Source organism: Mesorhizobium sp. M7A.F.Ca.MR.176.00.0.0 (genome assembly GCF_004023165.1).
GTDB lineage: Bacteria > Pseudomonadota > Alphaproteobacteria > Rhizobiales > Rhizobiaceae > Mesorhizobium.
In genome coordinates this window covers 1-11638 of the sequence record NZ_RZTC01000153.1, presented here as the reverse complement: position 1 = coordinate 11638, position 11638 = coordinate 1, and the positions used below count along the sequence as shown (strand labels likewise).

Sequence of the window (11638 nt, the reverse complement as noted above, 5' to 3'; positions counted from 1 at the left end):
CGAAGCAGGAGTGCCGCCGACAAAGCCGCCAATCTCCCCCCTTGAGGGGGAGATGTCCGGCAGGACAGAGGGGGGGCGCCTAGCACCAACCCCAAAAGCCAGAGCGTCAATCCGAAACCGGCGTATTCTCGTCCACATCCACCCGGAAATTGCCTTCGAGGATCTCGGCCTTCTTCTTCTCGACCAGCTCCTTGACGTCCGCCGGCAGCGTCTTGTCGAACTTGTGGTAGGGGTAGGGCGCCAGATGCGAGCCACCCTTGGCCATGCGCGAGAAGTCGCCATAGTCCTGCGCGGTGAAGACGCCGGCCCTGACCAGTTTGATCGCCTGCTCGACCGTCGGATACATGTCCCAGACCGGGCCGGTGATGACCGTGTCGGGGCCGAGGCTCGACTGGTCGGACATGTTGGAGATGGCAAGGATCTTCTTGTCCACCGCGGCTTCGATGACGCCGAAGCGCTCGGCATAGATGACGTCGACACCGGCGTCGATCTGCGCGAGCGCCGCTTCCTTGGCCTTGGGCGGATCGAAGAAGGAACCGATGAAGGCGACCTTCTTCTTGATGTTGGGATTGACCTCCCTGGCGCCGGCGAAGAAGGCGTTGACCAGCCGGTTGACTTCCGGAATGCCCATCGCCGCGACGGCGCCGATCGTGCCCGACTTCGACATCTTGCCGGCGATCAATCCGGAGAGATAGGCCGGCTCGTGGATCCAGTTGTCGAAGACGCCGAAATTGGGTTCCGCCGGGCCGGCGCCGGAGCCGAACAGCCAGGCGGTCTTCGGGAATTGCTTGGCTGTGCGGCGCGATTCACGCTCGGCGGCGAAGGCATCGCCCAGCACCAGCTCATAGCCGCCTTGCGCATATTCGCGCATGACGCGGCTGAAATCGGCGGTCTGCACCTTCTCGGACCATTTGTATTCGATGCCGAGTTCCTTCTCGGCCCTCTGCAAGGCGACATGGATCTGGTCGTCCCACGGCTCCTCGATCGGCGTGGCGAAGATCGCCGCCACCTTCAGCTTCTTGTCCGCCGCGAAAGCGGCGCCCGGCAGCATCGCAGCTGCCAAACCAAGCGCGCCCAGCTCCAGCACATTGCGTCGCGAAAGCCCTTCGCGTTTTATCTGCGATTTATTGTTCCGGTTTTCCATTGCATTCCCCTCTGTTCGACAGCCGTGTCGAGCCGGCTGTTCGTGAAAATGTCAGACGGGGAAGTATGGAACGACGCCAGACTTTTGTCCACGTGGTCAAATTTGAACCGCGCACCGGATTCTTGATCTTAGCCGGCCAAGCAAGGGCCGCCGATCAAACCCGTTCCAGCGCGATCGCGATGCCCTGGCCTACACCGATGCACATCGTGGCAAGCGCATAACGGCCGCCACGTTCGCGCAGCTCCAGCGCCGCCGTGCCGGAGATACGGGCACCCGACATGCCCAGGGGATGGCCAAGCGCGATGGCGCCGCCATTCGGGTTGACGTGTTCCGCATCCTCGGCAATGCCAAGCTGGCGCAGCACGGCTATGCCTTGCGAGGCAAAGGCTTCGTTGAGCTCGATGACATCGAACTGTTTTGGCGTCAGGCCAAGCCGCGCGCAGAGTTTTTGCGTCGCCGGCGCCGGGCCGATGCCCATGATGCGCGGCGCCACACCTACGGCGGCCCCGCCGAGAATGCGGGCGATCGGGGTCAGGCCATATGTCTTCACCGCCGCCTCGGAAGCGACGATCAGCGCCGCCGCCCCGTCATTGACGCCGGAGGCATTACCCGCCGTCACCGTGCCGCCCTGGCGGAACGGCGTCGGCAGCTTGGCCAGCGCCTCGACCGTTGAGCCAGCGCGGGGGTGTTCATCCTTGCTGACAATGATCGCATCGCCCTTGCGCTGCGGGATGGTCACTGAGGTGATCTCCTTCGCCAGCCTTCCATTGGCTTGGGCCGCGACCGCCTTCTCCTGGCTGCGTACGGCAAAGGCGTCTTGGTCAGCACGCGACACCGAAAAATCCTCGGCGACGTTCTCGCCGGTTTCCGGCATCGAATCGACGCCATACTGCTTCTTCATCAGCGGATTGACGAAGCGCCAGCCGATGGTGGTGTCGTAGATCTCGGCATTGCGCGAGAACGCCGTGTCGGCCTTGGGCATGACGAAGGGCGCGCGGCTCATCGATTCGACGCCGCCCGCGATCATCAATTCCGCTTCGCCCGCCTTGATGGCGCGCGCGGCAATGGTCAGCGCATCCATGCCGGAGCCGCAAAGGCGATTGACAGTCGAGCCCGGAATCTCCTTCGGCAAGCCTGCCAGCAGCAGCGCCATGCGCGCCACGTTGCGGTTGTCCTCGCCGGCCTGGTTGGCACAGCCATAGACGACGTCGTCGACAGCCTGCCAGTCGATGCCGGGATTACGCTCGACCAATGCCCTCAGCGGTATCGCGCCAAGATCGTCTGATCGTACCGAAGACAGCGAACCGCCGAAGCGGCCGATCGGTGTGCGGATGTAGTCGCAGATATAGGCCTCGGCCATGTCATGCAGCCTTTGCTTTTCCGGTTCCCTCATGCGCCGCCTTGGTGCGGGCCTGCAGGTCGCGCAATGTCTTGAGTTCGAGTTCGCTTGGCGCCGGTGTTTCGTCAAGCGCCTCCGCGAACTTAACCGCCCAGCCACAGGTGTCCGTCACCTGCTGGCGCGTGACGCCTGGATGCAGCGACACGACCGTGAATTCCTTGCTCACCGGATCCGGCTTCCAGATGGCGAGATCGGTGATCAGCAGCGTCGGGCCGGCGGTGTCGATGCCAAGCCGTTTTCGATGGTCAGCACCCTCGCCATGGCCGAAGGAGGTGAAGAAGTCGATCTTCTCGACCATGCCGCGCTTGGTCTGCGCCATGGTGATGTAGATCTCCTTCGACGACGTCGCGATCTCCGGCGCGCCGCCGCCGCCCGGCAGCCGGGTCTTGGGATGGAAATAGTCGCCGATGATGGTGGTGTTGATGTTGCCGAATTTGTCGAGCTGCGCCGCACCGAGGAAGCCGATCGAGATGCGGCCGCCCTGCAGCCAGTAGCGGAACATCTCAGGCACCGCGACGGTGGTGATAGCGGTCTCGCACAATTCGCCGTCGCCGATCGACAGCGGCAGCACGTCAGGCGCGGTGCCGATCGTGCCGCTCTCGTAAATCAGGGTGATGTCAGGCGCATGCGTCAGCCGCGCCACATTGCAGGCGGCCGATGGCGCGCCGATGCCGACGAAGCAGACATCGTCGTTGCGCAGCGCGCGGCTGGCGGCGATGGTCATCATCTCGTTGGGGGTGAATCCCGGATTGTCGCTCACGCCGCTTTCCTCAGATGCTCGACCCTGGACTCGAAATCATCGGCGCTCTTCTCGATGACATTGGCCTGCATCCACGCCTGGAATTTGTCACGGTCGGCGGCGATCTCGTCCCATTCGAGATAGGCCGCATTGTCGCGCGCATAGTAGCCGTGCGCGTAGGACGGATGCGAGCCGCCGGGCACGACCGATATCGCCGCGATCGTCCAGCGCGGCAGCACGGTCAGATTGGGGTGCAGATCGTCGAAATTGTCGACGACTTCCTCGACGGTCACCACAGCGCGTTTGGCCGCCAGCACCGCTTCCTTCTGAATGCCGATGATGCCCTCGACCAGCACATTGCCTTTCCTGTCGGCCTTCTGGGCATGGATGAAGGTGACGTCAGGCCGGATCGAAGGGACAGCGGCCAGCACCTCGCCGGTGAACGGACAGGTCACCGACTTGATGTTCGGGTTGACCGCCGCGAGGCCAGCACCGCGATAGCCGCGAAACACCGCGCAGGGCAGGCCGGCAGCACCCGCTTCATAGGCATTGGCCATGCCGGCATGGCTGTGCTCCTCGATTTCGAGTGAGCGCGGAAAGCCGTTCTCGATGGCATCGCGGGCGCGCCGCAGCAGGCCGACGCCGGGATTGCCGACATAGGAGAAGACGATTTTCTTCGCCATGCCCATGCCGATCATCTGGTCGTAGATCAGGTCCGGCGTCATGCGGATCAGGGTCAGGTCGCGAAAACCCTGGCGGATCGCCTCATGCGCCGCCGCCGTCGGGATCAGATGGGTGAAGCCTTCGAAGGCGACGGAGTCGCCATCTTTCAAATTCTCGGCCACGGCCTGTTTGAGCGGCAGGAACTTGACCATCGCATCGGCTCCGGGTTTTCAGAAAGTTCGTATTGCGAACATATGTTTTGTATGCGATACTTTCTACGCTGAGCGAGGGCGAGGAGTCAATCCTGACGCCGATGCCGTTCCGCGGAGACAAGATGGACGAAGCGGCTGTTTCCCGTGATCATGTCGGCTCGCTCGAGCGCGGCCTCGCCGTCATGGAGATCCTGGCCCGCCATCCCTCGGGCATGACGCTGACAGAAATGGCGGAGGAAGCGGGCCTCACCCGCGCCGGCGCCCGCCGCTTCCTGCTGACACTCACCGCCACCGGCTATGCAACACAGGCCGGCCGCGTGTTCTCGCTGTCGCCGCGCCTGCTGACGGTTGCCCGCACCTGGCTCGGCGGCGCCTCGCTATGGGCCTTCGCCGCGCCCATCATGCGCTCTGTGGCAGCACAACTGAACGAGGCCTGCTCGGCGGCCATCCTGTCGGGTGAGGATGTCGTCTATGTCGCCCGCATTCCCGGCCGCCGCATCCTCAGCGTGTCGCTCGACGTCGGCACCAGGCTGCCGGCCTACTGCACCTCGATGGGACGCATCCTGCTTGCCGGCCTGGCGCCCCAGGAATTGGACGCATTCCTCGGCCAAGCGACGATCGAGAGACGGACGCCGAAGACGATCACCGACAGGCGTTTGTTAGCCAACGCCATCGCCAAGGCGAAGGCCGACGGCTTTGCTATCGTCGATGAGGAGCTGGAACTCGGCCTGCGCTCCATCGCCGTGCCAATCCGCGACCGGGCAGAGCGCACCGTCGCGGCCATCAACGTCTCGACCCAGTCGGCGCGATTTTCGGTCGCGGAGATGGAGCGAGAAATCCTGCCGGTGCTGCTGGAGGCAAAGCAGCGCATCGAGGATTTCTTCGTCGTCTAATCAAATCGCCCGAAAACTCTTCAACCGCCAGCGCCGCCCCTCATTGCCCTGCCGGGCATTTCTCCCGGTAAACGGGGCGAAAGACGCTGGCCGCAACGCTGGCATCTTTTCTGCACCGCAGACAATTGGCGAAAGCAGCGATGGCAGCGTCCCTCGCCCCGTTTACGGGGAGAGGATGCCGGCAGGCAGGTGAGGGGCAGCGCCAACGTCGGGAGTTGGCGTCTACTAGATCAGGTCCATCATTCCTTGAGCGATGGGTGACAAAGACGATTCTCTCAATGCTTGATGCGATCCCTCATCGCGTACCAAAGCATGCCCAGCACGTAGAGCGGACCGCGCAGCGCCGTGCCGCCCGGGAACGGCATCGGGGTCAGCGTCGAGAACAGATCGAGCCGCGAGGCATCGCCGGTGATCGCTTCGGCAAGCAGTTTGCCGGACAGCGTCGACAGGATGACGCCCTTGCCGGAATAGCCATGCGCGAAATAGACCTCGCCATAGTGCCCGACATGCGGCAGCCGCGACGTCGTCACCGACACCAGCCCACCCCAGGCATGATCGATGCGGCAGTCCTTGAGCTGCGGAAAGGTCTTTTCCATATGCGGCCGCACGAAGCCGGCGATATCGGCCGGCGGTGACGGCGTGTAGCGTTCGCCGCCACCGAACAGCAGGCGTCCATCCGCCGACATGCGGTAGTAGTTGACGACGAAGCGGGTGTCGGACACCGCGACATTGGCCGGGATGACATAGCGCTTGCCCTCCAGCGGCTCGGTGGCGACGATGTAGTTGCCGACCGGCATGATGCGGCTGTTGACGCGCGGCTCCAGCCCATTGAACAGCGCGTCCCCCGCCAGCACGACATGTCTGGCCCGAACCGATCCCTTTGCCGTCGAGACCCGGATCGAAGGCTCGCGCTCCAGTTTCACCGCCACCGAATTCTCATGGATGATGACGCCGGCCGCAACTGCCGCACGGGCAAGGCCGAGCGTGTAATTGAGCGGGTGCATGTGGCCGCCGAGCGGCTCGTACATCGCGCCATGATATGACGTGTCGACCTTGGCGCGGGCTTCCGCCGCCGACAGGATCTCGGCATGCGGAAATTTCATCACCGTGGCCAGACACTCGGCCTCTTCCTCGAGATCCCTGAGGTCGGAGCCGTTGACCGCGCCGACCAGATGGCCGGTCAGCCTGAGATCGCAATCGATGGCGTGGCGCTCAATAATATCGAGCACCAGCCCGCGTGCCTCGAAGGCAAGATCGAACAGCACCTTTGCCCGCTCCGGCCCGTAGAGTTTGACCAGGCCCTTGGCGCCCTTGCGCAGGCCGGGGATCATCTGGCCGCCATTGCGGCCCGACGCGCCCCAGCCGATCTTGCCGCCTTCGAGCAGCACCACTTTCACGCCGCGCTCGGCGGCGTGAAGGGCGGCTGACAGGCCGGTGCAGCCGCCACCGACGACCACCAGGTCGGCTTCGACATCGCCGACAAGCGCCTGATGGTCCGGCGCCGGTTTGGCGGTGGCGACATAATAGGATTTGGCGATGTCGAGGCCCGAATTGAAACCCGTTGAACTGGAAGCCATGATCACACCTTCAGCAGAAGGTGGTCGCGTTCCCAGCTCGTCACCACGCCCTGGAACAGATCGAGCTCCACGCTCTTGACGCGCAGATAGGTCTGGAAGAAATCCTCGCCGAGCAACTCTCGCACCGGGCCGCAAGCCTCGAAACGGTCGAGCGCCTCCTCCATCGTTTTCGGCAGCGTGCTCTTGATCTTGTAGGCATTGCCCGACGCTTCGGCCGAGCGCGCCAGTTTCTGTTCGACGCCAAGATAGCCGGCAAGCAGCGAGCCGGCGATCGCCAGGTAAGGATTGGAATCCGCACCCGGAAGCCGGTTCTCCACCCGCCGCGCCGCGCGGCCCCCGGCCGGCACGCGCAGGCCGCAGGAACGGTTGTCATGCGACCATTCGATGTTGGCCGGCGCGCTGTGGTTCGGCCTTATGCGGCGGAACGAGTTCACATTGGGCGCAAACAGCGGCATGATTTCCGGGACATATTTCTGCAGGCCGCCGATGAAGTGGCCGAACATTGCGGTGTCGGCATCGTCGCTGCCGGCAAACAGCGTCCTGCCAGCCTCGTCGATGACCGACATGTGCAGATGCATCGAGCTTCCCGCCTGCGCCGCGATCGGCTTGGCCATGAAGGTCGCATGCATGCCGCTTTGCTGCGCGGCCTGGCGCGTCAGCCGCTTGAACAGCAGCACCTTGTCGGCCAGCGGCAGCGCATCGCCATGCAGGAAGTTGATCTCAAGCTGCGCCGTACCCGATTCATGGATCAGCGTGTCGAGCGGCAGGCCGGCCGCCGCCGCATAGTCATAGACGCGCCGGATCACCGGCTCGAACTCCTCGAGCGCGGCCATGTCATAGGGATGCTGCACACCCTCGGCACGGCCATTGGCGCCGATCGGAGCGGTCAGCGGCTGGTCCGGATCGGGATTGGGCGCGGTCAGATAGAATTCGAGCTCCGGCGCCACCACCGCCCGCCAGCCGCGCCTGGCGTAGAGGTCGAGCACGGCGCGCAGCACATGGCGCGGCGAGGCCATCCAGGGCCGGTCGTCCATATGGAAGGCATCGGCGAAGACATAGGCCTTGCCGGGGCTGGCACCGGGTGCCAGGCACAGCGTCGAAACGTCGGGCACCATGCGCATGTCCGGGTCCGAATAGGCAAAACCCTCGTCGATCGAGCCGGAGTAGCGGCCGTCGATGCTGACCAGGAAAGCGCTGCTCGGCAGATAGAGCGCGCGATCTTCCAGCGCCTGGAGGAATTTGGCCGTCGGCAAGGCCTTGCCGCGCAGGACGCCGTTCATGTCGGGCACCAGGCACTCGACTTCGTTGATCCCGTGCCGGGCCAGCCAGCCCTTGGCGTCGTTGCCGCCGGAGAGCGAGATATTCGTGTTGTTGTCAGGCATTTCGTTCATGTCCGTATCAAAGAGAGTATGGCTTGCGCGGCCACATCCGTTCCAGGTTTCAGCGCCATTTGGGCTGCATTGTCCTTGAGGCGGGCGCGCATGGCATCGTCGGCCAGCAGGCCGAGAATGGCTTTCTCCAACACTCCTTCGGTCCAGGCATCACGGCCGATATGGTCACCGACGCCGGTTTCTCCGGCGCGGCGCGCATTGTCGTGTCCGTCCCAGCAATAGGGCATGATCAGTGACGGCACGCCGAAGCGCAGTGCTTCGCAAAAACTGTTGTTGCCGCCGTGATGGATGAACAGGTCCGATTTCGCCACCACCGAGGGCTGTGGAAACCAGGCGTCGAGATAGACATTGTCCGGCACCGCACGGTAGGCGTCGCGCAGGCCGCCGGCATTGACAATGAAGCGCGCCGGCAGCCTGTCGAAGACGACCAGCATGCGCTCGATCAGGCCGACATCCATGGCGCCGAGGCTGCCGAAGCTGACATAGACTAGCGGCCCCTTGTTGCGCGGAAACACCGGCACTTCGAACGGCCCTTCCGAGCGCACGCAGCCTTCGAGATAGACGAAGCGCGTGGGATCGAGCGGCTCGGCCCGCTCACGACGCACGATCGAAGGCGTCAGCAGCAAATTGAGGTCGGGCGACGCCTCGAGGAACAGGCCCTTCGGCAGCGACGCCAGGCCGGCATCCATGCGAAAGCGATTGAAGCGGTCATGTGCGGGCGCGCAAGCCGCCAGATACCTTGCCTCGAAAGCCGCGCGTTGCGGGTCGTCGGCGCCAAGCCCCGACAGATAGGGCGGCACATTGGCATCCGGCAGCTCGGTCTCGGCGCAGGAGACGACACGCACCCAGGGACAGCCGGCGGCTGATATCGCCGGGAACATGATGACATTGTCGAGCACCACCGCGTCCGGCTTCAGCCGCGCCAGCAATTGGCGCAGCGGCGCCTCGGCATTGACCGCAGTGTCGACGATGGCCTGCCAGGTCGGCGCGACATAGGTTTCCAGCTGGTCGATCGGGCTCAGCCGGAAATGCGGCAGGTGCCGGCGCACGAAAGCCTGCCAGTAGCTCTGGCGTTCGCTGTCGCTCAGCGGCTCGTCGGTCGGCAGCTGGTATTCCTGGAAACCATAGTCGGCAAAGACGCCGGAAAAGCCGGCATGGCAAATGAAGACGGGCCGGGCGCCCTTGGCACGCAATGCCTGCGCGATGCCGACGCAATTCAACGCCGCGCCGAAACTGGCTTCGGGGAACAGCGCGATGGTCGGGCTGGCTTTACGCGTCAATTAATCCTCGTCATTCCGGCCGGCTGATCATGCCGAACAGGGCGGGCGCCCCGCGACTGGCCGCTTGCGGTCGCTGGTTGCGGGAGAGCCGCAGATGAATGCGAAGCAAATCGGCCGCCACCTCATACTGCAGGCATTCAAGATGGTCGAGTATAACAAGGTGTTCGCGCAGCGATTGCCGCAAGCGGAAGACGTTGACGCCGGTATAGATGCCCGGCAGCCGGCGCAGCCTGAGGTGATCGGCCAGCGCGTCGGCGATGAAGCGGTTGGCGCAGCCCTCGGCGAGCATGCCGTGAAAATCGATGTCCAGCCGCTGGAACTCGCGTGTATCGAATGCGGCGTCCGGCAGCGCCACCAGCGCTTCCATAGCCTGGCGCAACGTCGCCGCCCGCGCGCCGTCCAGCCGGAAGCCCGGCGTCAGGATAGCCGCGGGTTCCAGCAGCAAGCGGAACTCATAGCTGTCGCCTTGCGCCTCTGGATCGTCGGGCGTGCGCCGAAACAGCCAGGACTGGCCAGGCGCTCGGTCCAACAAATTCTCTTCAGTCAGTTTGTTGAGTGCTTTTAGTACCGTCTTGCGCTCGGCACTGTAGCGCCGTATCAGCCCCGCGACGGTCACCGTCTGGTCCAGCCGACGCGCCGACCGGTCGCGCAGGATCGCCTCGGCCAACTCGTCCTCCTCGGCGGCGGGCAGTTCCGTGGCGACCGAAGCCTGCGCGGTGAGGTCGATGGCCAGGTGATAACCGGAATCTGCCTCCCAGCGCACGACACCCCGTTCAGCGAGCAGGCCGAGAGCCGCCCGCACCGGCGTGCGCGAGACATTGCACAACGAAGCGATCTGCTGCTCCGGCAAGCGTGCGCCGGGCTCAAAACCGCGCTGCCGCGCCACATCCAGGATGCGCTGCGCCAGATCGAGATGGTTGGTGCGAGGTCGTCGGGCTGCGGCTTGCATGACTGGTCTCGTGGAAAACGACATGACCGCATTGATCTGACCGATCGCCCGCACGGACGCAATCGGCCAGATTCCACGATCGCCTAGCAAATTATGGATTGACGTACTTTTTTCTGCAATAGTACTGTCAGGGCAATCGGCGAGAAAAAAGACCGAGGGAACGGGATCGAGGCAGCGGCAAGGGTCGCAGGCGTTGGTCCGGCGAATGCAATTCGACGATCAACCGAAATGGGAGTCTGTCATGACCGCTACCAGCCTGCGGCGCCGTGCGCTGAAAACATCTTCGATCGCACTTGGCCTGGCCTTGGCGCTGTCCGCGCCGGCGACGGCTGCCGACCTCGTCATTTCCAACTGGGACGGCTACATGGCGCCTGACGCCATGGCCGCCTTCAAGACCGCCACCGGCGTGTCGGGCGAAGTGGTGGTGCACGCCACCAATGAAGAGATCATGGGCAAGCTCATCGCCGCCGGCGGCAAGGGCTATGACGTGGTCTTCGTTTCTTCGCCCTTCGCCGAGGTGCTGAACAAGCTCGGCCTGACCGAGCCGATCGACCACGCCAAGATACCGAACCTCACCAATCTCTATCCCGAGGCAACCAAGCTGCCGCACGATGCCGGCAATGCATTCTCGGTGCCCTACACCTGGGGCACGACCGGCCTCTGCTACCGTTCGGACCTGATGAAGGTTGCGCCCACCAGCTGGAGCGACCTGCTCGCGCCATCCGACGAATTGAAGGGCAAGACCACCATGCTGGCGACCGACCGCTGGCTGCTGGCCGCCGGCCAGCTCGACAAGGGCTATTCGGTCAACGAAACCGACCCGGCCAAGATGGCTGAGGTCAAGGATCTGCTGATCTCGGCCAAGAAGACCCTGCTCGCCTATGACGACACCACCTTCTATTCCAAGCTGGTGTCCGGCGAGGCGCTGATGGTGCAGGCATGGGACGGCTGGTGCAATTACGGCATCGCCGAAAAGCCCGAGATCAAATACGTCATTCCCAAGGAAGGCTCCGACCTCTGGGTTGACACGATGGTGGTGATGAAGGCCTCCGCCAACAAGGATGCCGCCTTCCACTTCATCAACTTCATGCTCGACGCCAAGAACCACGCCTGGGCGGCGCAGAACATCGACTACAAGGTGCCGAACAAGCCAGCCATGGAAAGCCTGCCGGCCGATTTCCTGGCCAAATTCCCCAACATGGCGATGCCGGTGGCCGACCTCGTCAAGTTCGAGCAGTTGCGCGACGTCGGCGACGCCCAGCGCGACTATTCGAAGATCGTCAGCGAGATCAAGGCGGCGCAGTAGGCGGCGCGCCACTTCGGTAGCTGGAAGCAAGCTTGCGTTCCTTCGCGCCCCCCTCTGGCCTGCCGGCCATCGCCCCCTCAAGGGG

10 protein-coding genes are annotated in these 11638 nt (G+C 63.9%); 2 read left to right on the top strand and 8 right to left on the bottom strand.

Annotated features, from left to right (window positions below; all coding sequences use genetic code 11):
* Positions 1–106 precede the first annotated feature (106 nt).
* From EOB59_RS31240 to EOB59_RS31225, 4 genes are all read right to left on the bottom strand, one after another.
* Positions 107–1144, bottom strand: coding sequence for a BMP family protein (locus EOB59_RS31240; protein ID WP_128290029.1), 1038 nt, complete (start codon positions 1142–1144; stop codon positions 107–109).
* 154 nt (positions 1145–1298) lie between these two features.
* A complete protein-coding gene (gene pcaF, locus EOB59_RS31235; protein ID WP_128290031.1) occupies positions 1299–2504 on the bottom strand; it encodes a 3-oxoadipyl-CoA thiolase in 1206 nt (401 codons plus the stop codon).
* A gap of 1 nt (position 2505) precedes the next feature.
* The gene (locus EOB59_RS31230; protein WP_128290028.1) at positions 2506–3303 is read right to left on the bottom strand and encodes a CoA-transferase subunit beta; all 798 of its coding nucleotides are present in this window, start codon (positions 3301–3303) and stop codon (positions 2506–2508) included.
* The gene (locus tag EOB59_RS31225) at positions 3300–4157 is read right to left on the bottom strand and encodes a CoA transferase subunit A (protein WP_128290027.1); all 858 of its coding nucleotides are present in this window, start codon (positions 4155–4157) and stop codon (positions 3300–3302) included. The genes EOB59_RS31230 and EOB59_RS31225 overlap by 4 nt, the downstream gene beginning before the upstream one ends.
* Before the next feature lie 122 nt (positions 4158–4279).
* Between EOB59_RS31225 and EOB59_RS31220 the strand changes: the two genes are divergently transcribed.
* Positions 4280–5050 (top strand): IclR family transcriptional regulator C-terminal domain-containing protein, encoded by a 771-nt coding sequence (locus EOB59_RS31220; protein WP_127398932.1) that lies wholly within the window; start codon positions 4280–4282, stop codon positions 5048–5050.
* Positions 5051–5325: 275 nt separating this feature from the next.
* On the opposite strand, the gene EOB59_RS31215 is transcribed toward EOB59_RS31220, so the two are convergent.
* From EOB59_RS31215 to EOB59_RS31200, 4 genes are read right to left on the bottom strand one after another with little or no spacing between them, the layout of a single operon-like run.
* Positions 5326–6627, bottom strand: coding sequence for an FAD-binding oxidoreductase (locus EOB59_RS31215; protein WP_128290026.1), 1302 nt, complete (start codon positions 6625–6627; stop codon positions 5326–5328).
* Positions 6628–6629: 2 nt separating this feature from the next.
* Positions 6630–8009, bottom strand: coding sequence for a glutamine synthetase family protein (locus EOB59_RS31210; RefSeq protein WP_128290030.1), 1380 nt, complete (start codon positions 8007–8009; stop codon positions 6630–6632).
* A gap of 5 nt (positions 8010–8014) precedes the next feature.
* Complete coding sequence (locus tag EOB59_RS31205) at positions 8015–9298, bottom strand: glycosyltransferase (protein WP_128290025.1); 1284 nt, start codon at positions 9296–9298, stop codon at positions 8015–8017.
* Positions 9299–9308: 10 nt separating this feature from the next.
* On the bottom strand, positions 9309–10247 hold the full coding sequence (locus tag EOB59_RS31200; protein WP_128290024.1) for a GntR family transcriptional regulator: 939 nt from the start codon (positions 10245–10247) through the stop codon (positions 9309–9311).
* Between the two features lie 241 nt (positions 10248–10488).
* Between EOB59_RS31200 and EOB59_RS31195 the strand changes: the two genes are divergently transcribed.
* Entirely contained in the window at positions 10489–11553 is a 1065-nt protein-coding gene (locus EOB59_RS31195; RefSeq protein ID WP_128290023.1) for a spermidine/putrescine ABC transporter substrate-binding protein, read from the top strand.
* Positions 11554–11638 lie beyond the last annotated feature (85 nt).